General features: G+C 60.3%; 24 protein-coding genes and 1 pseudogene. 14 read left to right on the plus strand and 11 right to left on the minus strand.

The annotated features are described in order from the left end of the window. Positions 1-52 precede the first annotated feature (52 nt). Positions 53-958 carry a LysR family transcriptional regulator gene (locus PSQ39_RS00990; protein WP_273924726.1) on the minus strand — a complete coding sequence of 302 codons (906 nt, stop codon included), beginning with the start codon at positions 956-958 and terminating at the stop codon, positions 53-55. Positions 959-1,097: 139 nt separating this feature from the next. On the opposite strand from PSQ39_RS00990, the gene PSQ39_RS00995 reads away from it, so the two are divergent. From PSQ39_RS00995 to PSQ39_RS01015, 5 genes are all read left to right on the plus strand, one after another. Next, positions 1,098-1,298 (plus strand): tautomerase family protein, encoded by a 201-nt coding sequence (locus tag PSQ39_RS00995; RefSeq protein ID WP_273924727.1) that lies wholly within the window; start codon positions 1,098-1,100, stop codon positions 1,296-1,298. Positions 1,299-1,439: 141 nt separating this feature from the next. Beyond that, positions 1,440-1,805, plus strand: a complete 366-nt coding sequence (locus PSQ39_RS01000) for a putative quinol monooxygenase (RefSeq protein WP_273924728.1) — start codon at positions 1,440-1,442, stop codon at positions 1,803-1,805. 144 nt (positions 1,806-1,949) lie between these two features. Continuing rightward, positions 1,950-2,822, plus strand: coding sequence for an alpha/beta fold hydrolase (locus tag PSQ39_RS01005; protein WP_273924729.1), 873 nt, complete (start codon positions 1,950-1,952; stop codon positions 2,820-2,822). Positions 2,823-2,869: 47 nt separating this feature from the next. Further along, complete coding sequence (locus PSQ39_RS01010; RefSeq protein WP_273924730.1) at positions 2,870-3,484, plus strand: nitroreductase family protein; 615 nt, start codon at positions 2,870-2,872, stop codon at positions 3,482-3,484. Positions 3,485-3,540: 56 nt separating this feature from the next. Next, complete coding sequence (locus PSQ39_RS01015) at positions 3,541-4,131, plus strand: antibiotic biosynthesis monooxygenase (protein WP_273924731.1); 591 nt, start codon at positions 3,541-3,543, stop codon at positions 4,129-4,131. Between the two features lie 191 nt (positions 4,132-4,322). On the opposite strand, the gene PSQ39_RS01020 is transcribed toward PSQ39_RS01015, so the two are convergent. The 4 genes from PSQ39_RS01020 to PSQ39_RS01035 form a co-directional block, all read right to left on the minus strand. Further along, positions 4,323-5,150, minus strand: coding sequence for an IclR family transcriptional regulator (locus PSQ39_RS01020; protein WP_273924732.1), 828 nt, complete (start codon positions 5,148-5,150; stop codon positions 4,323-4,325). A 143-nt stretch (positions 5,151-5,293) separates the two neighbouring features. Then, positions 5,294-6,277, minus strand: a complete 984-nt coding sequence (locus PSQ39_RS01025; protein WP_273924733.1) for a Bug family tripartite tricarboxylate transporter substrate binding protein — start codon at positions 6,275-6,277, stop codon at positions 5,294-5,296. Between the two features lie 30 nt (positions 6,278-6,307). Then, on the minus strand, positions 6,308-7,516 hold the full coding sequence (locus PSQ39_RS01030; RefSeq protein WP_273924735.1) for a CaiB/BaiF CoA transferase family protein: 1,209 nt from the start codon (positions 7,514-7,516) through the stop codon (positions 6,308-6,310). Beyond that, positions 7,513-8,451: a hypothetical protein gene (locus PSQ39_RS01035; RefSeq protein ID WP_273924736.1), complete on the minus strand. Its 939-nt coding sequence runs from the start codon at positions 8,449-8,451 to the stop codon at positions 7,513-7,515. The genes PSQ39_RS01030 and PSQ39_RS01035 overlap by 4 nt, the downstream gene beginning before the upstream one ends. Before the next feature lie 130 nt (positions 8,452-8,581). Here PSQ39_RS01035 and PSQ39_RS01040 point away from each other — a divergent pair, with 130 nt between their 5' ends. From PSQ39_RS01040 to PSQ39_RS01070, 7 genes are all read left to right on the plus strand, one after another. Continuing rightward, the gene (locus PSQ39_RS01040) at positions 8,582-9,004 is read left to right on the plus strand and encodes a VOC family protein (protein WP_273924737.1); all 423 of its coding nucleotides are present in this window, start codon (positions 8,582-8,584) and stop codon (positions 9,002-9,004) included. Positions 9,005-9,035: 31 nt separating this feature from the next. Beyond that, the gene (locus PSQ39_RS01045) at positions 9,036-10,088 is read left to right on the plus strand and encodes a TRAP transporter substrate-binding protein (protein WP_273924738.1); all 1,053 of its coding nucleotides are present in this window, start codon (positions 9,036-9,038) and stop codon (positions 10,086-10,088) included. Between the two features lie 215 nt (positions 10,089-10,303). Continuing rightward, a complete protein-coding gene (locus PSQ39_RS01050) occupies positions 10,304-12,163 on the plus strand; it encodes a TRAP transporter large permease (protein ID WP_409241987.1) in 1,860 nt (619 codons plus the stop codon). A gap of 8 nt (positions 12,164-12,171) precedes the next feature. Further along, positions 12,172-13,077 (plus strand): NAD-dependent epimerase/dehydratase family protein, encoded by a 906-nt coding sequence (locus PSQ39_RS01055; protein WP_273924740.1) that lies wholly within the window; start codon positions 12,172-12,174, stop codon positions 13,075-13,077. A gap of 34 nt (positions 13,078-13,111) precedes the next feature. Further along, positions 13,112-13,882 (plus strand): SDR family NAD(P)-dependent oxidoreductase, encoded by a 771-nt coding sequence (locus PSQ39_RS01060; RefSeq protein ID WP_273924741.1) that lies wholly within the window; start codon positions 13,112-13,114, stop codon positions 13,880-13,882. A gap of 19 nt (positions 13,883-13,901) precedes the next feature. Continuing rightward, positions 13,902-14,195: an antibiotic biosynthesis monooxygenase family protein gene (locus PSQ39_RS01065; RefSeq protein ID WP_273924742.1), complete on the plus strand. Its 294-nt coding sequence runs from the start codon at positions 13,902-13,904 to the stop codon at positions 14,193-14,195. 81 nt (positions 14,196-14,276) lie between these two features. After that, the gene (locus PSQ39_RS01070; RefSeq protein WP_273924743.1) at positions 14,277-15,176 is read left to right on the plus strand and encodes a DMT family transporter; all 900 of its coding nucleotides are present in this window, start codon (positions 14,277-14,279) and stop codon (positions 15,174-15,176) included. A gap of 309 nt (positions 15,177-15,485) precedes the next feature. Here PSQ39_RS01070 and PSQ39_RS01075 read toward each other — a convergent pair whose 3' ends face one another. Then, on the minus strand, positions 15,486-16,364 hold the full coding sequence (locus PSQ39_RS01075) for a LysR family transcriptional regulator (protein WP_273924744.1): 879 nt from the start codon (positions 16,362-16,364) through the stop codon (positions 15,486-15,488). Between the two features lie 112 nt (positions 16,365-16,476). Between PSQ39_RS01075 and PSQ39_RS01080 the strand changes: the two genes are divergently transcribed. Together PSQ39_RS01080 and PSQ39_RS01085 are read left to right on the plus strand one after the other, a co-directional pair. After that, positions 16,477-17,463, plus strand: a complete 987-nt coding sequence (locus PSQ39_RS01080) for a Bug family tripartite tricarboxylate transporter substrate binding protein (protein ID WP_273924745.1) — start codon at positions 16,477-16,479, stop codon at positions 17,461-17,463. A gap of 11 nt (positions 17,464-17,474) precedes the next feature. Further along, on the plus strand, positions 17,475-18,674 hold the full coding sequence (locus PSQ39_RS01085; RefSeq protein WP_273924746.1) for a M20 aminoacylase family protein: 1,200 nt from the start codon (positions 17,475-17,477) through the stop codon (positions 18,672-18,674). A gap of 575 nt (positions 18,675-19,249) precedes the next feature. On the opposite strand, the gene PSQ39_RS01090 is transcribed toward PSQ39_RS01085, so the two are convergent. The 5 genes and pseudogenes from PSQ39_RS01090 to PSQ39_RS01110 all read right to left on the minus strand — a co-directional run bounded on the left by PSQ39_RS01090 (position 19,250) and on the right by PSQ39_RS01110 (position 24,528). Further along, entirely contained in the window at positions 19,250-19,612 is a 363-nt protein-coding gene (locus PSQ39_RS01090) for a LysR substrate-binding domain-containing protein (protein ID WP_337961925.1), read from the minus strand. 435 nt (positions 19,613-20,047) lie between these two features. Beyond that, positions 20,048-20,424 (minus strand): annotated as a pseudogene (locus PSQ39_RS01095) (transposase); the annotation flags it as partial. 34 nt (positions 20,425-20,458) lie between these two features. Continuing rightward, positions 20,459-21,685 carry a methyl-accepting chemotaxis protein gene (locus PSQ39_RS01100; protein ID WP_273924747.1) on the minus strand — a complete coding sequence of 409 codons (1,227 nt, stop codon included), beginning with the start codon at positions 21,683-21,685 and terminating at the stop codon, positions 20,459-20,461. Positions 21,686-21,895: 210 nt separating this feature from the next. Continuing rightward, the gene (locus PSQ39_RS01105; protein WP_273924748.1) at positions 21,896-23,101 is read right to left on the minus strand and encodes an MFS transporter; all 1,206 of its coding nucleotides are present in this window, start codon (positions 23,099-23,101) and stop codon (positions 21,896-21,898) included. A gap of 65 nt (positions 23,102-23,166) precedes the next feature. Then, positions 23,167-24,528 (minus strand): carboxylesterase/lipase family protein, encoded by a 1,362-nt coding sequence (locus tag PSQ39_RS01110; protein WP_273924749.1) that lies wholly within the window; start codon positions 24,526-24,528, stop codon positions 23,167-23,169. Positions 24,529-24,542 lie beyond the last annotated feature (14 nt).

The following is a 24,542-nucleotide window of genomic DNA, read 5'->3' on the forward strand; positions in this document are numbered from 1 at the left end:
TTGGCGTTCATCGATCCAGGGATGCAATGCCCTGAACGACGAAGCGCCGCCCTCAGTCAAACCGCCCCGCTGCGGCGCACGCCAACAACTGGTCAACCACGTAGCGCAACCGAGGGCTCATCGGGCGGCGAGGCCAGACAGCATGGATTTCCACATCGGGTCCTGCCACCTCGGGCAACACCTCCTGCAACTGGCCTGAGGCCAGCGCCTCGCGCAACAGCGAGATGGGCAGTTGTACCAGGCCGAGCCCAAAGATGGCGGCATCCACCATGGCGGCGCCATCGCTGAACTGGTGGGTGGCATGTGGCGTGTACAGCGTGGGCTCGTTGCCGGTGCACACTGACCAGGCCAGCGGAGGTCCGTTTGGCGTTCCCACAATGCAGCGGTGCTCAGCCAGCTCCGCTAGCGAGGTCGGTACCCCGCGGCGCTTCAGGTAGGCGGGGGACGCGCAGATCACCCGCCGTTGCTGCGCCAGGCGCCTGGCCACCAAGTGGGTGCTGTCCGCCAGTCGGCCAAAGCGGATGGCAAGGTCTACATCCTCGCGCAACAGGTCACTGGTGGCGTCGGTGAATGACAGGGTCAGGCTGATGCCGGGGTGCGCCTGCAGGATCTCCATCAAGGCGGGTAGTAACACACTGCGTCCAAACGCGACCGGCATGTCAATGTGCAGGCGCCCACTCAGTACTTGGTGGCTCGATGACAGGGCGGTCTGCGCCGCAGTGACTTCATCGAGCGCCGCCAGGCAGGCGGCTAAATAGGTTTCACCGTCCGAGGTCAGCCGGGTCAGGCGCGTGGTGCGATGAAACAGCTTGAAGCCCAGTCGGGTCTCCAGTCGGGTGATGGCCTTGCCCACCGCGGATTTGGTCAGACCCAGTTGATCGCCCGCCTTGGTGAAGTTGCCTGCGCGTGCAGCCGCCACAAATAGGGCAACGCCTGAAAAAGGATCCTGTTCGTCCATTGTTTCTTTCCGGGATACTTTGTATGGAAATTTGGTTGATTATGTATTTCTAATTCAACTTTACGATGACGCTACCGCTCGGGGTGTATCGGCCCAAGTCGACCGCCCAGCGACTCTCAACCACTTGAAGGAGTTACCCATGCCCGTCGTTCGTGTCAGTTGGTTCGAAGGCAAAGAACCGAAGCAAAAGGCAGCCGTAGCTGCCGACATCACCCAAAGCATTGTTCAACATACCGGGACCGATCCCAGCTACATCTACGTGATCTTTGAAGATGTGAAGCCCTCGGACTGGGCTGGCGCCGGCAAATTGTTCGGCGACGCTGCGACCGGCAGCGCCTGATCCCCGTGCAGCGGGGCCGCTCCCTGGCGAGCCATCAGTTGGTGGGTTGGACACCAGCCCCGCTCTGCACTTCAGACCCTCTGCCACTGGCGGAGCTGACCATTCCGGCCCGCTGCCGCGGTGCCTTTCTGATGCCAAACCATGACCGATCACGTCACTTGTCTGTTCACGCTGGCGCTCGAGCCGCAGCATTTCCCTGCCTTTCAGGCCTTGGTGTCTGACATTGTCAGTGCCACCCGGCAGGAGCCGGGCACTTTGATTTACGAGTACTCGGTGAACGCCGATGGTACCCAGGCACATATCCTGGAGCGCTACCGTGCCGATGCCGTGGTCGGGCATGTCGATGTCACTTTCGCGCCCTTCGCGGAGCGCTTTCTGAGCCTCGCCAAGATCACCAGCTTGGTGGTCTATGGGCAGCCCAATGCCTCAGTCCGCCAGCGTCTGGATGTGTTTGGTGCCATCTACATGGGTGGCTTTGATGGCTTTTGCCGTGACTTTGCCGTTTGAGTTCAAGCGATGAAGTTATTCCGTCGATTTTTGTGTGTTGTTGGTGCCGGACTGGTTTTGGGTCTGGTTGGTTCAAGCGCTACCGCTGAACCTGCGTTGACAGTGTTGGGGCGTGACTACACCTTTCCTGAGCGTTTGCCAGGCATGCCGCACAAGCTGTCCGATGTCGCTGGGTTGCAAATCAAGCAGTTCAAGACCAACGACGGCGTTGCTCTTTCGTACTGGGAGGCCGGCCAAGGCGAGCCACTGATCTTTGTGCCAGGTTGGTCGTCGCATGGCGCCCAGTACATCAACTTGTTGTACTTGTTGTCCAAGGACTACCACGTCTATGTGCTGGACCCGCGCAACCAAGGGTTGTCGCAAAAGGTGCAATATGGCAACCGCATCGCACGGCACGCGATGGACCTGCGGCAGTTCGGCCAGCACCTTGGTCTTGATTCGGCCAGTTATGTGGGGCACTCGATGGGGGCCGCGATTTTGTGGCACTACGTTGATCTGTTCGGCACCGATTCGGTGCGCCGAGCCGCCTTTGTGGACCAGCCCATCAGCATCTATGCACACGCTGACTGGACGGAACAAGAGCGCCTCGAGGCCGGGGGCAGTACCACCTCCCCCGAGCGCATGGTGGCCGCTTTCACCGCGGGTGGGCCTGTGAATGCCCTGGTCACTGACCTGAAGGTGTTGGAGCGATCACAGCGCACGGACTCGCCGTACTACCGCAATTCGGAGAGCTTTGCAGCGGCTTTTGTCCAGAACGATCCGGCAGCGCTGGCCCGTGTGCTGTTCAACCACACGGTGAATGATTGGCGTGATGTGGTGCGCTACAAGCTCACGGTTCCCGTGGCGTTTTTCTCGGGCGAGGAGAGCAACAACCTCCCTAGCCAGCGTTGGGCACAGTCTGTGGTGCCGGGCGCGCAACTCTATGCGTACAGCAGCGCTGAGCAGGGGGACCACTTCCTGATGTTCAAAAACCCACTGAGGTTTGTGCGTGATCTGCGCACTTTCTTGGCGCGCTGATACCCCCTTGATTCCCACCCACCTTTGAATGTTTGAAAGTCGTTGACATGATCGACCTGACCACCTTGCTTAAATCCCGCACTTCGGCCAACCAGTACGACCCGGCCCGCTCACTGTCCCAGGACGAGATCCGCCAACTGATCGAGTTGACCACCCTGTCGCCCTCGGCGTTCAACTTTCAAAACTGGAAGTTCATCGCGGTGCACAGTGACGAGGCCAAGGCCCGCCTTCTGCCTTTGGCCTACCAGCAAGCCAAGGTGTTGGAGGCCGCCGTGACCTTCATCGTTTGCGGCACCTTGGCGCCGCACCTGGGTTTGGCTGCCGCGCTGCAGCCCTCGCTGGAGGCCCGCATCCTGGACCAGGCCACAGTCGATGGATGGCTCGCAGCCGCCACAGGCATGTACGGCGACAACCCGCAGTTGCAGCGGGATGAAGCCGTTCGCTCCGGTGCCATGGCCGCCATGACGTTGATGTTGGTGGCCCAAAGCCGAGGCCTGGTGTCCTGCCCTATGATCGGATTTGATACGGCAGGGGTGTCCGCCGCCTTTGGTCTGCAGGCCTCTGAGGTGCCTGTGATGCTCGTGACCGTTGGTTATGCTGCGGCTGGGAACTGGCCACAAAAGCCCCGCAAGGCGGTGGCGCAGGTGCTTGAATTTGCCTGAGGCCTGGGTTGGATGAACCGACAAGCCACATCTAACGCAAAACCAGAGGGGCCTCCGTGAACCCGTCGGCCGACCACGCCGTCACGGTCCTCATCAGCCGCCGCGTCCGACCGGGACAAGGGGCGGCGTTCGAGCCTTTGTGCCGACAGTTGATGGCCGTTGCTTCGGGCTTCCAGGGCTACCTCGGGTCCCAATTGGTGACGCCTGGTGAGGACCCAGAGGCAGACGATGGGCTCTACCATGTTGTGCTGGCGTTTGACAGTCAAGCCCATCTGGAGGCTTGGCAGGCTGCGCCTGCTCGGGCTTTGGGCCTAGCGGCCATGTCCCCTTTGCTGGAAGCAGGGCATTCCATCCGTCCTGTTTCCGGCCTAGGCCTTTGGTTTCAGCCGCGTCATGGGCCTGCGCCAGCCGCTCCCCTGCGCTGGAAAGTGGCGCTGGTCACTTGGCTGGGCATCTACCCCACGGTGGGCCTGGTGTTCAGTGGACTGAGCCCCTGGCTCGCAAACTGGCCTCTCTGGGCACGTTTGGGTGTGATGACCGCGGTGGTTGTGGCCGCCATGACGTGGCTGGTGGCGCCTCAACTCACCCGCTGGATGCGCCCCTGGTTGTACCGGCAGCCCGCTGCAAAGCCAGGGCGTCCGCTGTGAATCGACTGGCGTCGGAACAGGCCTCTTCCGACCCGGGCGTGGGCCTGTGGGCCATTCCGCAGGCCGTTTCGTTGTCGGATGGCCACCGATGCATCTGGTCTGCGCACAGGCCTGACGCGTCGTCGCTTGTCAGTACAACGGCATCCCCGCGGAAGACAAGGCCTTGTGCATTGGCACCCGCACAGCAACCATCAGTTTGCCTTTTGCAGGGTGGTCGACGAAACCCGTCCGCCCACGCGCTCGGACAGGGCCTTGGCAGCCAGGCCGAGCGCGTCGGTGACCTGCGGGATCGAAGGGCGTTGCACCTGATCTATCCGTTCGGCATAGGGGATCGTCAGCGCCGCGATCGCGCGGCCCTGGGTATCCAGCACAGGAAAGCTGATGGCATACAAACCTCTGACTTGCACACTGGGGACCGATTCGTAACCGGTCGCGCGGATGGCAGCCAGCAGATTGTCGATTTGAGGGTTGGCTTGCTCGGGGCGCCGCTGCAAGGACTCCTCAAGCCGGAGCTTGCGGGTTTCCTCGTCTTGGAACGCCAGAAGCACCCGGCCCGAGGCCGATATCAAGACATCCAACTCCGATCCGGCCCGCACCGCAAAGCCCATACCGCTGGGCGTGTCCACTTTGCACAGCACGACCTGCTTGCCTTGTCCATAAACAGTGAGGTGGCAGGACTGGTCCAACTGGCCGGCCAGTCGCTGCATGATGGGCATGGCCTCTGTCAGCAGCCGGTGGGTCGGGGGATTGATGTGGGCCAGCTCAAACAGCTTGGTGGTGACACCGTAGGTGTTCTCGTCCACCAAGGTCAGGTAGTTGCGGCTGACCAGGCACGCGATCATTCGGTAAATCTCGCTGACGCTTCGGCCCAGGCGCTGGGCAATGTCCTTTTGAGTCAGCGGCAGTTCGCTGTGGCACAGCGTCTCGAGGATGTCCAAACCTTTTTCGAGGGCGGGAGCCGAATAGGAGCGGCCCTCCGACTCTGCAACGGTGGTGCTCTCGTTGACGTCTTCTTTCATTCTGAACTCCGGTGTTTTTGGGGGCAGCACGCCCGACCCCTGGCGGCCGATCGGGGGGGACATGGCGTATTGTCTTTCACGGTAGTGCCCTCGATTGGCGACTTGATGCGTCGCCAGGGAAGGCCCGTGTGAGAGTCGTCCTACTAGTCCACCCGCGCGCCGGACAGTTTGACGATGGCCGCCCACTTGCTCAGTTCAGCTTTGGTGAAGGCATTGAACTCAGTGGGCGGGTTGCCGACAGGTTCTGCCCCGAGTTTTTCAAACTGGCTGCGAACGTCAGGAGCACGCACGATGGCAGCGATGTCCCGGGCCAAGGTTTGGATCACCCCATTGGTAGTCGCTGCTGGCGCCCAAAGCCCGTACCACGTGGTGATGTTGAACTGGGGATAGCCGCTTTCTGCCAGGGTGGGAACGTCAGGCAGGGCTTTGGCACGCTGGGGGCTGCTCACGGCCAAAGGCCTCAAGGCTCCCGATTTGATGAAGGGCAGGCTGGAGGGCAGGGAGTCGAACATCAGCTGCACTTGGCCCCCTATCAGGTCGGTCAACGCCGGGGCACTGCCCTTGTATGGGATGTGCTGCAAGTCGATGCCCGCCGCCATCTTGAAGGCTTCTGCACACAGGTGTTGCGAGGTGGCATTGCCCGCCGAAGCGAATGCCAGCGCTGGCTTGCTGTTGCGAGCCCAGTCGGTCAGTTCTTTCACCGATCGCACGGGCGATTTGGTGTTCACGGTCAGTACCAAAGGCACATCGGCGAGGTTGCTGATACCGCTGAAATCAGCCAAGGCGTCGTAGGGTTGTTTAGGGTAGAGGCTGGGGTTGATGACATGAATCGACGCATTCACCAGCAAGGTGTAGCCATCGGGTGCTGCTTTGGCCACAGCTTGTGCGCCGAGCATGCCGCTGGCGCCGGCTTTATTCTCAATCACTACCGGCTGGCCGAGGCGCTCACTCAGCGGCCCCGAGACAATTCGTGCCAGCACGTCGGTCGGTCCGCCCGGCGGAAAGGGGACGATCAGCCGAATGGGCTTGGTTGGGTAGGTCTGAGCCAGGGACTCCAGTCCGATCGCGGTCAGACCACTGGCCAACACGGCGCGGCGCGAGAGTTGGGGCAGAAATGGGGAAGGCAACGTGCACTTTCTGAGGGGTGGGGCTTGCCATCAAACCGGCGAAGGGGTTTGGGCTGCACCCGACGCCAGCAAGGCATCAATGGCATCGTCGCCGTAGCCCAATTCGCGCAACAACGTGGAAGTGTCTGCGCCAATCGCACGCGCACTTTCGCCCCGTGGCAAGTAAGCGTCATCGACCCGGATCGAAGATCGAATCGAGGCGATCCGTCCCTCTTGGGGGTGCTGTTCGTAGTCGATCAAGCCCACGGCCGTCAGGTGCGGGTCCTTGGGCAAGGACTCAAGCGTGTGACATGGTTGGACAGCAATGTCTGCCCCTTGCAGCAACTCAAGCCACTCCGCGGTGCTGCGGCTCGTCAAGGGTGCACCGCGCACTTCAAACCATTCTTTCACGTGCCGTGCGCGTTCTGCCACGCTCGCAAATCGGGGGTCGCCCAACAGGTGTTGTCGGTCGGTGGCCTTCAAGAACGCCCGTACTTGGGGGTCGGTGTTGACCGTGAACGAGATCCATCCGTCAGCGGTGCGCACGGGCTTGTTGTGGGGGCTCAGCAGACGCTGATCTCCAGGGGGACCCACCGGTGGATCAAAACTGTGTTGAGCCAGGTGCTCCTGCAGCACGAACGCAGCCATGGTCTCGAACATCGGTACTTCGAGGCTGGCGCCTTGCCCCGTCGCCCGTTGGGCCATCAAGGCCGACAGAATGGCGCCCGCCGCAATTTCTCCGGCGACGTGATCGCAGATCAACATGGGCATGTAAGCGGGCTCTCCGTCTCGTGCTTGCATCAGACCGGCCATACCCGTGGCGGCTTGCACCACACTGTCATAGGTGGGGCGCCCAGCGTACGGGCCGTCGGTGCCATACCCGGTGATCAGGCAATAAATCTTCTCCGGGTGCTTGGCGCGTATGGTGGCGGCATCCAGTCCCAACCGGGCCAGTGCCTGGGGGCGCATGTTGGCGACGATTACATCGGCCGAGGCCACCAGTTGGGCTGCAATCGCTCGCGCACTCCCTTGTTTAAGGTTCAGGCAGATGTTGCGCTTCCCGCGGTTGAGGTGCAGGTAGGTCCCCGAATGCTGACCCGTCGGCGACTGTCCACCCAAGCCCCGCATCAAGTCGCCGTCGGGACTTTCGATTTTCACAATCTCCGCGCCGTATTGCCCCAAGCGCCAGGTGCAAACCGGTCCGACCACCACACTGGTCAAGTCCAGCACACGCACGCCATTCAAAGGTTGGAAGCTCATGCTGTTTTGACCTCCATCTCAACGGCCAGTTGATGGTGATCATCAAAAGCTTTCAATGTCCAGCCTCCCTCGACCGGGTCGGCGCTCAGCGTCATGGGACGCTGGCAGTACAGCGGCGCGAGGTGCCGCACGGCGAGGCTGCGCGGCGTCACGCCCAGGTCTTGGCGCAGGAACTCAGTCATCAACAAAGTAGCCAGGCCTCCATTGACCACCAAGTCAGGGAAGCCTTCCACCTGGCGAGCATGTTCGCGATCCAGGTGAATGCGGTGGGAGTTGAAACCCAGCGCCGAGTAGTGAAACAGAAGGGTGTCATCCGGTGTGACGGTCTTGAGGTGGGTCGCTTGAATGGCAGCTCCCTGGTTGGCCTCCGGCGTCGTGAGCGCTCCGACCCGCGGTGGCAGCAACAGGTAGGTCTGCGTCTCAAGCACGGCGGCCTCGGTCTCGTTTCTCAAATGCAGCGCATGCGACAGCGTCACCACGGCCACAGGACCCGCCGCATTTTTTTTGTGGGCCACGCTCACCGTCGCGCTGCTCCGGGTCAGTTCAGCTCCGATCGGAATGTCGTGTTGAAAAGTGACTTTGCGCCCGCCCAACATCAGACGGGGCAGGCCCAGATCGGGCATGGGTACGCCCAGGCCCGGAAAGCCATCGGCACGCAGCGCGGATTTGGCCGTGTCCGCCGCCAGCAGGATGAAGTGCCAGCCGCGTGGCAGATGTTGTCCCACTGCCCAAGCGTCTGGCGACAAATCAAGCATGGCCGCAACCCGCCGCACGCTGGACAGGCTGCAGCTCTCATGACGAATCAACGGTGTCGCAGCAGGTGCGGCGCTTTTCGCAACAGATGCTTGAGCTGTACTTGTCTCTAAACTCATTGGTAAATCCTGATGTTTGTTAGTGAATTTTAGAAGTCCCTCATTGTGATGGTTTTTGCTCAAAAAATACCTCTAGGTGTTTTCACCTATGAATCATTGACATCACTGATGAAATGTTTAGAGTTCGATCCCGGAATGGCGCGGCGCCTCAAGGCCGCGCTCTTGCGATCAACTTCAACTTTCAAGGATGACCATGAGCTTCAAGTTCCATCACATGAACATCTGCACTGACAACCTGCCTCGGTTGACCCAGTTCTACAAAACCATGTTTGACCTGGGCACCATCAACGACGATGCACACACGGTGATCAGCCGCGATCGCTCTGATCGGGCTTACACCGGCAAGGTTGACTTTCTGACTGATGGCGACATCGAGTTCCATTGGGCGGAGCGCGACCTGAACACGGGTTTCAAGATGAAGCAGTTCGTCAACCCGATGGGACATGGCCACTTCTGCTTCCGCACCGATGACATCAAAGGCTTCATGCGCCGTTGCGATGCAGCCGGTATCCGTTATTCGGACTACGGCTGCTGGGCAATCCCCGGCTGGCATCAGGTGTTTTTGTATGACCCCGATGGCAACTGCATCGAAGTGCATCAGCCCAACGTGTTCTGAGCCTCACCTTCAAAACTACAGGAGACAAACCATGCCCACCCGCCTCACCGAACTGCGAACCAGCCAGCCCATCGTTGGCCGTCGCGACTTGCTCAAATGGGCTGCTGTTGCAACCGCCAGCCCCTTTGCCGCCAGCGCTGCGTTGGCCCAAGGGGCTAGTAAGTTCAATCTGAAAATCGCCATCTCGCTGCCCGACAGCCACCCCACCCCCATGGCCCTGAAGGCCGCTTGTGCAGAGATTCTTAAGGAGTCCGGGGGGCGTTTGAACATGGAGGTTTATTCCAATGGTCAGTTGGGCAGCGACACGGATACCTTGTCCCAGGTTCGCTCGGGTGCCATTGATTTCCTGTGCACGGCGGGCACCATATTCGGCAACCTGGCGCCGGCCTCGGCGATCAACTCGATCGCCTTTGCCTTCACCGATTACGACACCGTCTGGAAAGCCATGGATGGGGATCTAGGGGGTTACATTCGGGCCGCTCTGGAGAAGGTCAACCTGGTGCCGGTGGGCAAGTTTTTTGACCATGGCTTCCGTCAAGTGACGCACAGCAGCAAGCCGATTACGGTGCCCAAGGACATCGCTGGCATGAAGATTCGTGTGCCCGCCAGCCCCTTCAATGCGTCGGTGTTCAAGGCACTGGAGGCCTCGCCAGCCACAGTGCCGATTGGCGAGCTTTACACCGCCTTGCAGACCAAAGTGGTAGATGGTCAAGAGAACGCATTGCCGACCATTGATGCCACCAAGATCTACGAAGTTCAGAAGTACTGCTCGACCACTTCGCACCTGTGGGAGTATTTCGCGCTGGTTGGCAACAAGCGCAACTGGAATGCCCTACCGGAGGATCTGCGCGCCTTGGCCACGCGTGTGCTGGAGTCGCATGCAGTCAAGCAGCGCGCTGCGCATGAGGTGCTCAATGCCACCCTCGAGACCAAGCTCAAAGGTGCGGGCATGCAGTTCAATCGGGTCGATCCCAAGCCCTTCCGTGAGGCCCTGCAAAAGGCGGGTTACTACACCGAGTGGCAGAAAAAGTACGGCGCTGAGGGCTGGGCCGTGCTGGAGAAGTACACCGGCAAGCTGAGCTGAACGCCGTGCCTTGGCGTGGGGGCGTTTGCGTCCCCGTGCCCGCTTAATCCCTACCCCTCGCGGGCTATCCATTCACGACTGCAGGGCTTGCCTAACGACGGCAGCCCGCTGGATGCCCGCTTTTGATCAACGCCCCCGCAGAGGGGCGACGTGAATAAATCACCCGCATTTGGAGACATCAATTGAATACGCACGCACCGCCCGCGACCGCCACCGTGCCCGACTCAACCGGTTCGGACTCTTTCGCCAGGTCTGCCCTGCGTCAGCTTGACCGCCTGGTGGGCTGGGTCACCGACATCCCAGCCGGCCTGCTGGTACTGATCGAAATCTTGGTGCTTCTGGCCGGTGTGGTCAGTCGCTATGTGTTTCACCAGCCTCTGACATGGTCCGATGAGTTGGCCTCCACCTTGTTCCTGTGGCTTGCGATGCTGGGTTCGGTGATCGCTGTGCGGCGTTCGTCGCACATGCGCATGACCGCATTGGTTGACATCGCCTCACCAGGGGTGCGGATCTTTATGGACCTGTTCGCCGTCGCTGCCGCGTTGGCTTTCCTTGGCGTGTTGGCCTACCCCGCGTTTGAGTTCGCTCATGACGAGGCGGTGGTGACGTCTCCCACTTTAGAAATATCGAATGCTTGGCGTGCCGCCGCGCTGCCAATAGGCATTGCTTTGATGGCCCTATCTTCCCTGATCAAGCTTGCGGAAGCACGCTCTTGGAAACACCTGTTGATGGCGGTATTGACGGCCTCGATCGCGGTGGGGGGGGTGGTGGCAGCCAGTCCCTTGTTTCAGAACCTGGGTAACTTCAACCTGTTTATCTTCTTTGTGCTGATCGTTGCGGCTCTGGTGCTGACGGGGGTGCCCATCGCGTTTGCTTTTGGGTTGGCCACATTAGGCTACATCGCACTGACCACCAACAAGCCGACAGTTGTTATCTTAGGGCGCATGGACGAGGGCATGGCGCACATCGTGTTGCTGGCCGTCCCTTTGTTTGTTTTTCTGGGGGTGGTGCTGGAGTTGAGTGGCATGGCCAAGGCCATGGTGCGCTTCTTGGCCTCTTTGTTGGGCCATGTGCGTGGCGGACTGTCCTATGTGCTGGTCGGGGGCATGTACCTGGTGTCGGGTATCTCCGGCTCCAAGGCTGCAGACATGGCAGCACTGGCCCCGGTTCTGTTTCCGGAGATGCGCAAGCGCGGTGTACCTGAAGGGGAAATGCTGGCCCTGCTGTCAGCGACCGGCGCGCAGACCGAGACCATCCCACCCAGCATTGTGTTGATCACCATTGGCTCGGTCACCGGCATTTCGATTGCCGCCTTGTTTGCCGGTGGTCTGGTACCAGCGCTGGTGCTGGCCGTCTTGCTTTGCTGTGTCATTTGGTGGCGGAACCGTCATTTGAACGGTGGCGGAGCCCAGCGCGCCAGTGGGCAAGAAATTTGGAACAGTTTTTTGATTGCCAGTCCAGCGTTGGCCTTGCCCTTCATCATTCGCGCGGCAGTGGTGGAAGGGGTCGCCACAGCGACCGAAGTCTCCACCCTGGGCATTGTGTATGCCTTACTGGCGGGGGCGTTGTTCTACCGCCAGTTGGACGTGCGCCGTCTGTGGCCCGCACTTGTGGACACGGCGGCGTTGTCGGGAGCCATTCTGTTGATCATTGGTACCGCGACTGGCATGGCGTGGGCGCTCACGCAGTCGGGCTTCTCACGCCAACTGGCTGAAGCCATGACTCAGCTGCCCGGGGGCGCCGTGGGCTTCATGGCGGTGTCCATCGTGGCCTTTGTGATCCTCGGTAGCGTGTTGGAAGGTATTCCTGCCATCGTCGTCTTTGGCCCTTTGTTGTTCCCCATTGCCAAGCAGTTTGGTATTCACGACGTGCACTATTCCATGGTGGTGGTGCTGGCGATGGGCATTGGTTTGTTCGCACCACCGTTTGGTGTGGGCTATTACGCGGCCTGTGCCATCAGTCGGGTCAGTCCCAGTGCCGGGATGCGTCCGATCCTGGGCTATTTGTTGGCGTTGTTGATTGGCACGATCGTAGTGGCTGCCGTGCCGGGTCTGTCGACAGGGTTCACCAAATGAGCCAGGCCATGAACACGGTTTTTGTGACCGGGGCCACGGGCTACATTGGTGGCGCGGTCGTTGAGTCCTTGCTATTGGCGGGTTACCAGGTCCGTGGTCTGGTTCGTAAGCCCGAGGCTGCGGCTTGGCTGGCCCAGCGGGGCGCCATCCCCGTGGAGGGCAGCCTCGATGATCTGGCCCTGCTGCGCAGGGAGGCCGAGGGCGCGCAGGGTGTGATCCACACGGCCAGCGCGGACCATCCGGCCTCCGTGATGGCGCTGCTGGAGAGGCTGGCGGGCAGTGACAAGCCGTTTCTGCACACCAGTGGATCGAGTGTGGTCGGCGACGACGCCAAAGGAGCCTGGTGTTCCGATCACATCTTCACCGACGACGGGCCCTTGGTGGTGAGTCCAACCAAGCAGGCCCGCCGGGATCTGGATCTTGCCGTGTTGGCCGCGTCAACGCGTGGTGTGCGTTCAGTGGTCATCTGTCCCAGCAACATCTACGGCGTGAGCTGTGGCTTGAACCCACACAGCGTGCAACTCCCTCTGTTGGCCGCCAACGCCCGAGAGCAGCAGCGCCTGCAGATTGTGGGCGCGGGTTTGAACGTCTGGTCCAACGTGCACCTGAACGACGTGGTGGCTCTTTACTTGTTGGCCTTGCAGAAGGCGGTGCCCGGAGCGTTTTACTTTGCCGAGAACGGTGAAGCCTCTTTTGCAGCGATCGGGGCTGCGATGGCCACTCGCCTGGGGCTGGGTCCCGTGGAGTCCCTGGCTCCTGAATTGGCGGCCCAACGTTGGGGCGAGGCTCGCGCTTACTACTCGCTTGGCAGCAACAGCCGTGTTCGAGGTGTTCGGGCGCGGCGCGAGCTGGGTTGGCAGCCCCAACGTGATTCGGTCATTGAGTGGATTCTCCAAGAGATGCCACGCAGTTGAATCGTGTCGTTTTTGATTGTTAAACGAGGTGGTTATGTTGTTGAAAGATAAAGTCTGCGTCATCACGGGGGCGGCGTCCCTGCGCAGCATCGGGTACGCGACGGCCGAGCTGTTTGCCGAGCATGGCGCCAAGGTGGTGGTGGTCGACGTGTTGATGGACGATGTGATCCTGGCGCAGATCCGCAGCGCGATTGAAACCCAACTGAAGCGGCCCATAGACGTCCATGGCTTTCGGTGTGACATCAGTCAGGCGGACGACTGTGAGCGCTTGATCCAGCAAGTCGTGGCCTTGCACGGGACGCTGGATTGCTTGGTGAACTCTGCCGGCATCGTGCGGTCGCAGGGCTTGTTGGAGATTCAGCCCAAAGACTTGGAGCTGATGTTTGACATCAACCTCAAGGGCGCTTTTTATCTTTGTCAGAGTGCCCTAAGGGTGTTTACAGAGCGTCGCACAGGCACGATTGTCAACCTGGCTTCGCTGGCGGCTCAGCGTGGCGGTGGCTTGGTGGGCGGCTCACACTACGCCGCCTCGAAGGGCGGTGTTCTGAGCTTGACTCGCAGCATTGCACGCGAATTTGGCCACCTTGGGATTAGAGCTAATGCGATTTGTCCCGCCATGATTCAAACGCCGATGTTGGACGGTCTGTCCGAGGAGCGACTAGCCGGGATCATCGAGGGTATCCCATTGAAGCGCACAGGTACGACGCGAGAAACCGCGGGCGCTTGTCTCTTCCTGGCCTCGGATCTGTCTGGCTTTGTCACAGGCGCCACGATTGATGTCAATGGTGGCACCCACATTCACTGATGATTTTTGGAGCGACATCATGATTTTGGAATTGGCAGACATCAAGATCTTGGCCGGTCAGCATCGTGCGTTTGAGCAGGCAGTGCACCAGGGCGTCGAGCTTGCCATCTCGAAGGCCAAGGGCTTTCAACGCTATGAGTTGCGGCAGAGCCTGGAGACGCCCGAGCGCTACGCTTTGTTGATCCAATGGGATACCTTGGAGGACCACACCTTGGGGTTTCGGGGGTCGCCGGCCTACGCGACATGGCGGGGGCTCGTCGGGCAGTTCTTTGCTCAGCCGCCCTTCGTGGAGCATTTCTCTTTATCGCAATGACAGGCAAACCCTTCCAACTTGCCCCGTGTCCTATTGGGCCGAATTGGAGCCTGCCATGTCAGCGAAACGTTGCTTGAGAAGATGACTGTCAGCCACGGTCAAGCCTCAACTTTGGCCAGCGTGGTACCCCTGATCGCCGTCCTCACGTTGATTTGGGGCACCAACTGGGTACTGTTTCCTTTGGCTGTAGAAGAAGTCTCTGTTTGGACCTTTCGGGCCATCTGCTTGGGCGGGGCGGGACTGTTGCTACTGGGAGTGGCCCAGATGCGTGGCTTGTCGTTGGCGGTGCCTGCACCTCAACGGCGTCCCTTGGTGTTCGCAGCGCTCGTTTATCTGGTGACCTGGAATGTGGGGAGTACCTATGCGTCGGTACTCATTCCTTCAGGCCAGGCGGCTGTGCTCGGTTTCTCCATGCCGATTTGGGCTGCGTTGTTTTCTTGGCTTTTTGACTCGGCAAGGCCTTCTAGGCGGCTGCTCCTCAGCGTCGTGTTGACTGGCACAGGCATCGCCATCCTGGCCATCAAGGCTCGACACAGTTATGCCTCTGCACCCCTGGGCTTCGCACTTGGCATCGGCGCTGGCATGGGTTGGGCCGCTGGCACGCTCATGCTCAAGCGTGCTCAGATCACTGTGCCGCCGATCGTTTCGACCGGGTGGCAGCTGGTCGCTGGGGCCCTGCCCTTGACGGCTGTGGCGCTGTGCCAGGGCAGCCGCGAGTGGTTCATACCGTCATGGAGCAGTGTTCTGGTCATCGGCTACATCACCTTGGTCCCGATGGCTTTGGGCAATGTGACGTGGTTTTCCATCGTCCACAGGGTCCCCGCCAATCTGTCGGGTTTGTCAACGGTTGCCGTGCCCATGCTTGCAATGGTGACGGGCTCTGTGGCACGGCAAGAGCCTTTAGGTTGGCCAGAGCTGAGCGCTATGCTGTGTTGCGGCCTTGCTCTGGCTTTGGCTTTGTTTCGGCCCTGGAGAGTCTGATCTTGACCGAGCCAAGTGGCCCCGAATCACCTTGCAAGGACACAGCTTCATCAGGCGCTCAAACAGATTGCTGCGAGAGGCATTGATCCCTTGATTGAGCACCAGTTCAGAGGGTCTCTTTCCAATTGATGCCTGACGGCATCGGTTTCCCGCGATGCCGGATTCACCCAGACTTGTCGCTGCGATCCTTTGCGACCCATGTGAAGGTGTCGGAAATCCGTCAGTCGGTGAGTCTCGCGCGCAACTGCCCCTTCATTGACCCTCTTGGCGGGGGATGAAGCTAATCTACTTAGAGCGCTTTGACGCACACTATTTCATAGTGGTCTGCATGATGTGTTGCAGCACGGGTAAAAACAAGGGGTCAGACTTTTTGGCGACGGTCACAAGACCAAAACGGGCTTTGGTTTTCAAAGCAGGCCAGACCGGCAACTCATGCAGATGGGGCGCACTCGCTCGGATGGCCAGCAGGACGGCATCGGTGTCCTCCGTTACCCGAATCAGGTGGCTGATCTCGTCGCTGGTGAGCTTCACCAGCACCTCAGGATGGGCCTCTTCGCCGTACCTCTCAACCAGGATTCGGGCGGTTTCTTCGCTCAGTGGTGTGGAGCAGACAGGGTAATTCGCCAACTGCTCGAAGCTAATTCGGTCGCGGAGTGCCAGCGGGTGCTCAGGACGGCACATGAAAACGCCGTCCATTTCGACAATCTGTGTCACTTTGAGGTCCGGTGCTGGCCTCAGCAGGCGAATGTCTACGATCAAGGCGTCAAGTTGCCGGTCCCGCAGCATCTGGGCCAGGTGCAAGGTGTTCGCCCGCACGATGTCGAGGTGAAAGCGTGGGTAATGCTGACTGAAGTGAGACAGGATGGCGGTGCTGAGCATAGCCCCAGGCCCAGAGCTCAGCCCAATCCGGATTCGCCCACTGTCCTCGGCGCTGAGTGAACGGCCACAGTGTTTGAGTTGTTCTGCTTCTTCGACCAGGGTCTGACTGCGGGTCAGCACCTCCGTCCCAAATGGGGTTAGCTCGATGCGTTTGCCCATGCGGTCAAACAGCAACTGGCCCAGTTCGTCCTCCAACGCCTTGATGCTGCGGCTCAGGGCGGGCTGGGTCATGCAGAGCCGCTCGGAGGCGCGAGCAAAAGAACCAAGTCGGGCCAGTTCAATGAAGTGACGTAGTTGCACCAGGGTCATGGGTGTGTCATGAGTTTTAGATCATGATTATGTTGCCAACAATGCATTGGACTGCGATTGCCGTGGCTTCTACGATGAACTTCATGTTTTTCATCCTTTCCTGGAGCGTGTCATGAAGCGATCGTTCAAAGCGTTGTCTGGTGTGCTGGTCGGTTTGGTGCTGAGCGGTGCTGTCTGGGCCGAGGGGTTTCCGGCCAAGCCAGTGACTTTGATGGTGCCTTATCCCGCGGGGGGCGTGTCTGACGTCATTGCCAGAAGCCTCAACACGGTACTGGCTAAATACCTGGGGCAGCCTGTGCTGGTGGAGAACTTAGGAGGCGCCAGTGGGGGCATTGCCGCTCAGAAAGTACTGAACAACCCGGCAGATGGCTATACCGTTTTCCAAGGCTCACCCAATGAATTGATCTTGGCCCCGCTGTCGAACACCGCGGTCAAGTACAAGCCCCAAGACTTCCGGTTGGTGCAGATGATCACCATCAACCCCTTGGTGATGTTGGCGCGCAAAGACCTGCCGGCCTCCAACGGGGATGAATTGCTAGCGTATGCCAAGAAGTCTGCGGCAGAGGGCAAGCCCATGACCTACGCGAGCGTCGGCCCTGGGTCGCTTTACCACCTGTTAGGAGAACACATGGCCCAGGTTACGGGTGTGGCAATGACCCACATTCCATACAAAGGGGGGGCACCTGCGGTTCAGGACCTGATGGGGGGACAAGTGGACATCTTCATGACGCCCTATGGAAAGGGTCAAGTGCAGATGGTGGAAGATGGCAAGCTCAAGGCGCCTGCTGTGCTGTCGGCTGAACGCCAGGAACTCTTCAAAAAGGTGCCGACGCTCAACGAGAGCAAGGCCCTGAGGGGCTTCGTTTTTGAAACTTGGGCAGGTTACTTTGTTCGCAAAGACACACCTGAGCCGGTCGTGCAAGCATTGCACAAGGCATTGAGCGAAGTCGCCAACGACCCCACGGTGCGTCAAGCGTTGGAGGCTCAAGCCATGATCGTGCCGCAGCCGCAGCCGTTAGCGGCATTGAGCAAGCTTTACACCGACAACACGGCCAAGTATCAGGGCATCGCTAAGTCGATGAATCTGCAGCCTCAATAAAGACTTCACATATGCATGACTCCATTTACCTTGGTCACTCTTTGACAGAGCGAGTCGGTGAGTTCATTCGACTGCGCAGGGACATCCATGCGCAGCCTGAACTAGCCTTTGAGGAGCATCAGACGAGCGCTTTAGTGGCAAGTAAATTGAAGGCCTGGGGCTACGAGGTCGAGACTGGGCTGGGCCGCACCGGCGTGGTCGGTACATTGCGGCGAGGTCGTGGTCAGCGTTCCCTCGGCCTGCGGGCAGACATGGATGCCCTGCCGATTGCTGAAGCCAGTGGCTTACCCTGGGCTAGTCAGAGAGCGGGTCTTATGCATGCCTGTGGTCATGATGGCCACACCGCCACGCTCTTGGCTGCCGCCCGCTTGATCGCCGAGGATGTGTCCTTTGATGGCGTGCTTCACTTGATCTTTCAGCCCGCAGAAGAGGGCGCAGGCGGCGCTGTCCAAATGATGGCCGATGGCTTGTTTGAGCGATTTCCTTGTGATGCGGTCTTTGCCCTGCACAACATGCCAGGCATCGAGAGCGGGCGCTTTGTATTCAGAAGCGGGCCTACGATGGCGTCCAGCGACAACGTCACCATCACGCTCAAGGGCATGGGGGGGCATGGAGCGTTTCCCCATCAGACACGCGACACATTGGTTGCCGCTTCGTCCCTGGTCATGGCTTTGCAGACGGTGGTCTCGCGCAATGTGGATCCCCTCAAGACTGCAGTGGTCACCGTGGGTGCCCTGCATTCAGGGCAAGCTAACAACGTGATTCCCGATGACGCCCAGCTTGAGCTCAGCATCCGAACGCTCGACGACGATGTGCGCAAGCTGGTTCGGAGACGAATCCATGATTTGGTGCAGTTGCAGGCTCAGAGCTATGGCGTGGAGGCAAGCATCGATTGGCGCGAGGGCTATGCAGTGCTCGTGAATTCCCCTGCTGAAACGGCTTTAGCGGTGGCGGTGGCGACCGATTTGCTGGGCCCCGAACGGGTGGATGCCAATGGTCCGATGTTTACCGCCAGCGAGGACTTTGCCTTCATGCTTCAAAAGGTGCCGGGTTGCTATTTGTTTGTCGGCAATGGGGGACCTGGTACACCTGGAGCGTGTGCGGTTCACAACCCCGGGTATGACTTCAATGACGACATCATCGCGCCTGGCGCCGCCTTCTGGTGCCGCTTGGTACAGACTTACTTTCAGTCCGGCGCAGTGATTGGCTGAGCGGATCCTCCGCTGCGGTACACGCCTACAGCGTCTGCATGCTGCATGCCATGCCTTTCCATGGGGGAGCAATCAGGAACACGGCGCTTTGGGAGGGCTTAAGCCAGCAGTCAAATCAGATGGCAAAGCGTGGCTTGAGAGGCCCCGCCATGGTCGACTGGGGGCTCCCCGCTCGATCATGAGTTCCCTTCGCCCAGGGATGGACCTTGAGTCAACGTGAAGTTAGCGGCTCAGAGGGGGTGAGGTCGCATCTTGCGTTGGCGATCAGCCATCAGGTGCACCGTTCGCGCTACCGCTCAAACTTCAGGGTCAGCGCGACGGCTGTCAAAGCCCGCAGGCGCAGCGAAGACAATGTGCCGGAACGGTCGGCACCTCGGTTCAGTTTCGAGCTCAAAAGTCCCCGCTGCTGTCGGCTGAGCGCGCCGATGGGTGCCGCCAGCTATCCCGTAAGGTCACCGTAGAAAGGGCTTAGGCCGGATTGGCTTCAGCCTCCGACGTGTTGAGGTACTGCGCTTTGCGCTTTGTTGATGACGTTCGCCGCAGCAAGGACATCCGTCAAAGTCAGTCAGGGACGGTTAATCTTCATTGTGTTGCCACTTCGATCTCTCTTCCAAAAAGTCCAACAGGAGCGTCATGGGCCTTGAGGGGTAGCGTGTGGGCAAGTGCAATAGGAACATGGCGGTGGTCAGAAAGCCCAGACTTTCTGGTGACAGGGGCAGGGGCTCCAGAGCGCCTTGGTTCATAGCCTCCTGCACCATGTAATCGGGCATCAGCCCCACGCCCAGGCCCTGCAGCAAGGCGTCGCGCAAGAAATAGAAGTTGGGGGACACCAAGCGCAGTCGGACATGGGCCCCTTCGGGTCCGCGCTCCGGCAGCAAGCCGGCCATTCGCAGTTTCTGGGCTGTCAGGGCCGAGCTGATCAGAGGCTGTCGCAGCAGGGCCTCGAGCCAGGGGAGTTAGTGGGTCACTTCGAGATGGAAATCAACAGCGTGATGCCTTCGGCGCCTCAAATCGGGGTTCCCTCAGTCAAACTCGGCTTGTTTCCGGGTTTTGACGGTACGGTCTGATTGGTCCGCATGGCCGGACCGGCAACCTCATGTGATTGGGTGGCCATGGGCAAGCCTGCTAACGCTGCGACGACCTTGCAGGCGGGCATCGTGGATGACATGGTGCCTGCGGAGGGGTTGCTTGAGCGCGCCCTTGATGCGCTTTACCGGGTGATGGCAGGGCGTGTCGACTGGAAGTCCAAGCAACAGATGAAGCGCGAGAAGTTAGTGATTCCAGACTCAGAGATCAACATTCGAGCCACTGTGCAAGCGGCGTGCGGCCCGTACGAGCCTGCTTTGCAGCCATTTGGCCGTTTGCAGGCTTACTCATACCTGCCCTCCCATCAAATCTCGACGCACCATCCACAGGTTGGACCGCACGAACAGCGTACGCAACCGCTCGGTGCTCTTCGCCAAGCCTCGGTATCGCACCTTGGCGTGGCCGAACTAGCGCTTGATCACCCGAAACGGGTGCTCAACCTTGGCCCAGGCGTTGGCCTTGATGCGCTCAATCTGCTCTGTCAGGCTTCAATCACTTGCGTTCGGTCCAGCAGCTTGCGCTTGCCGGGACGCATGACGCTGTTCCAGCACACACCTTCCTTGGCGTCTGGCCGTTTGCCAGCGCCCTGGCAACCGCCATCGCCCTACGCTTCGTTCTCCAGGCCGTGTAGCAGCGTGTTGACCTCCACCACGTCCTTGACGCTGTCCGCGTCACGGAGACCTACCGCCAGCTGAACTTCAGCGATGCGACGTTCCATATGCGGCGCGAGAGGGACGGGGGCTGGTTACCAGTGCGTTCCCATGATTCCCAGCCACTTCCTCCGATTGCCTTGTTGAGCGCACCTTGAAGATGCCCACGATTCGGTGAAGGTTCTGGGACTGCTCGTTCAAAGCGCTTGAGGTGGCCGAGATCTCCTCGACGAAAGCGGAGTTTTGTTGAGTGGTTTGATCCATCAATTGCACGGCCTCACTGATTTGATCGATGTTGAGGCTCTGCTCTGCGGACGATTGGGCAATCTGTCGGGCCAATGTGGTCACCCGATCGACAGAGTCCTGAATTTCTTCAACGATGGACTGAACCTGAAGACCCTGCCGGGCCCCTTCTCTGATGTCGGACACCGACAAGGCAATGACGGTTTTGATGTCCTGAGCGGCGGTGGCTGAACGCTGGGCCAATTGTCGGACTTCGGCCGCCACGACCGAGAACCCTCGCCCTTGCTCCCCGGCTCGGGCTGCCTCGACGGCGGCGTTCAATGCCAGGATATTGGTCTGAAAAGCGATGCCTTCGATCACACTGCTGATGTCGGCGATTCGTTCCGAGCTGTCACTCAGTTTGTCCAGCGTCTTCTTCATTTGGGTGGACGCGACCTGGCCCTGTTGGGTGACTGCGCTGGTGCCTTCCGCCAGCCTGCTTGCGGCCTGGGCCCGCTCTGCGCTTGCTTTCACGGCCTCGGCGATGTGAGACAGGCTGGCCGACGTTTGCTCCAACGCAGCCGCTTGTTGTTCGGTTCTGGCGGACAGGTCCAGGTTGCCTGCGGAAATCTCTTGCGTGGCAAGGTGGACGCATTCAGAAGCGGTACGGATGCGCAGCATGGCCTGTTCCAGACGCTCAAACAATTGGTCGAAGGCCCTGGCAGATGTTCCAAACTCGTCGGCCCGAGGGCTGTTGGAGCGCGTGGTCAGATCCAGGGAGTTGGTCAGCTCCTGGAACTTATTGCCCTGTCGGTGGAGTCCACCACAAATCACCTTGTGGAAGTGATGTCCTGCAAGCAGGCATACCAGCACGGTCAGCAGTGCTTGGGCCAGGCTCGTCGGATCTGCCCAACTGGGTTGGTCTGGACCCAGGGTTGCGTTGCCCGAAGCGTGCAGGGCGGCCTTGAGCAGCAGACCACCCAACTGGAGGAGCGCCAACAGTCCAAAGGTGAGGACGATCTTGGCGCGAATGCTCAATGTGAAAGAACTCATTTCCTGCGCTGCCTCGATTAAAGAACTCTTGGAGGAGGGCGACGGGTGGGGCCGCAAACCGTGAGATATGGCATGGGTGGGGTCAGCGGCGATGAGATCGATGGGAGCCCGCGCCTGCTCGCCAGGGCTGTTGGGGCTGCCGCAGGCCTGGCGCCCGAGGTCCGAGGCGGGTGCGCTCGTACCTCGGGCGGAAGACGTCTGGCGCCAGACTCAGGCAAGGCTCGCAGCCACAGGGGTGGCGCGAGTACTCATTTTTTGCGCTACCCGCAGCGCAACGCCAGCCAGCAAAATGGGCACCACAGGCACAAGCAGCCACAAAGGCGCTGCCAGGTCACTGGCGACAAAGACGCCCATCACCCCCGGACCGATGACAGATCCGATGCGGCCAATGGCTGAACTCCAGCCGATCCCAGTGGCTCGCAGGGCGGGTGGGTAAAGGCTCACCGCCAGTGCCACCTGGCCAATGGTGCCAGCAATCAGACTGGCACCCACCACCACGATCAAGGCCAGCAGCACCCCGGGCATGCCCGCGAGCCAGGCACCCAGCGCCAGGGCGATCACCCCGAGCATCGAACTCGCCAGCAAGATGTTGCGGACATGGAAGCGAAGGCTCAGCGGGATCAGAAGCAGCGCCGCAATCACGCCGCCAATGCCCATGGCCGCGGACCCGAAGGCGACCCCTGAGGTATCAAAGCCCAATCGGTGCAGCATCGACGGCACCCAGAACGTCAGGGCATAGACCGCCGTGAAGATCAGAAAGGAGAAGGTCCAGAGCAGCAAGGTTTGCGGAGCCAGCCCCGCGCTGAGCAAGGCACTCACCCGAGCGGGCTGGGGTTGCGCGTCAGCCCAGGTCGAACCACCGGCAATGGCACGGTCTGAGGGCAGGTACATCCAGAGTGCTGGCAACAGCAGCAAGGGGGCAATGGCTCCCACGATGAAGACGGAGCTCCAACCCCAGGCCAGTATCAATTTTCCGCCGATCGCGCCTCCCACGGCGGCCCCCAGCGACAGGCCTGAGGTGACACCCACGGTGACGGACTCCCGGCGCCCGGCGGCGACGCCCTCGACGGCAAGAGACACCACCGCAGGGATCGCGGCACCCAGGCCGATGCCACACACCAGCCTGATCACAGACAACATCGTCACGCTGTCGGCAAGTGCACTGATGCCGGAACCCAGTGCAAACAAAAGGACCGAGGCAATGACGACTTCGCGGCGCTGCAGGCGCTCTGTCAACCGGCCACTGATCGCGTAGCCCAAGGCCGCGCCAAGGCTGGTGGCCACAAAGACCGGGGTGAATGCCGACAGTGGAAGCTGCCACTGCGCGGCCAGGGTGGGCACCACAAAGCCGATGGACGTCGTGTCAAAGCCATCGGCCAAGATCGTTAGGAAGGCGAGCAAACTGATCTTGCGCATGAAGAGACTCCGCTGAGTTGGAGGTTGAGAACGGGCGTGGGCGATGAAGTGAGTTTGAACATCATTCAGCGCATCGGAGGAAGTTCTTGCACGGCGATGTGCTTGGCAAAATGCAGACGTGGAATGGGCTGATCAGGGGGCAGCGCAGGCCAGAGCGGCAAGTCATTGCCTGATGGGCGGCCTTCACGGATGAAACTGATGAAGGCCTGCCGGACGGGACGGGACAGGGCCTCGAATGCCTCCTCTTCCATGCCGCCCAGCATGGGGGCGGTCGCAAAGGCCTCCCGATTGCCAAACACGAAAGGCAGTTCAATGCAGTGGGTGGCCCCAAGAGCCTCGCCGCTGGGATCGTGATCGAAGCGGTAGACGTAGGCGACTCGTTGCGCTTGTGCGGCTTGACTGGCCCACAACAGCGACGGTGTTTCAAACACCTGTTGAGTCATGGCGTCGAAGGACCCACGCGCAAAGAAGGCCGTGGCCTCGTCCCGGGTGGTGCCAATCATGACATCCCGGCGGGTGGCTGCGATGGCCAGACTGGCTTGGAGTTGCGATGGGTAGGGCAGGAATGATCCGTCGGCAACGGGCACAAAGGGCGGTGCTACGTCTCCCGTCTTGGCGAGGTTTTCCATGAAGAATCGGGCCGCTGCGCCTTGCGCACCCAGCAGCTGCTCCGCTGTGAGCGTTCCTAGCAAAGACAGGTGCTGTTTGTCGAGCGCATGGGCATACGCTGCGGCCATCGGGGTGCTGACCTGCGTGCTGCTGAGCTCCAGACCCAGGGGGGCGCTCATCATGATGAGGCGTTGAACTGGCAACTCTGGGTAGGCGCACAGAAGAAGGGCGATGGACAGCCCACCAGCGGACTGACCCATCAAAGTGATCTGATCGGGATCGCCACCAAACGCTGCGATGTTGTCCTTGACCCAGGACACGGCCATGGCCTGGTCCATCAGGCCCAGATTGCCTGGTGAGACATTCGGCCCACAGAGGAAGCCGAGTGCGCCCAGACGGTAGTTCACGTTGACCACCACCATGTCGCCCTCGCTGGCCAAGCGAACGCCGTCGTACCAGGGCAGATCACCCGCACCGGTCATGAAAGCACCGCCGTGTAGCCAGATCACCACGGGTCGCTTCTGGTCGTCAGCCTTGGGCGTCCAGACGCTCAGGCGCAGACAGTCCTCTGAGCCAGGGCTCTGGTCGTCGCCCATGACATGGCTCAGACGAGAGGGGGATTGCAATGAAACAGGACCAGGCTCTGTCGCCAGGATCTGTTCTGAACTTGCGGCCAGGGGCTGGGGAGGACAAAAGCGCAGCTTTCCCACAGGGGCTTGTGCATACGAGATGCCGCGATAAGCCTGGACATCTTCAAGGTCCAGTCCAGCGAAGGAGCCGCTGGGCGCATGGGCAATGGGGGAGGAGGCAGTCGTCATAGCAGGATTCAATT

This window comes from Curvibacter microcysteis (assembly GCF_028649455.1).
In the GTDB taxonomy this organism is placed as follows: domain Bacteria; phylum Pseudomonadota; class Gammaproteobacteria; order Burkholderiales; family Burkholderiaceae_C; genus Curvibacter; species Curvibacter microcysteis.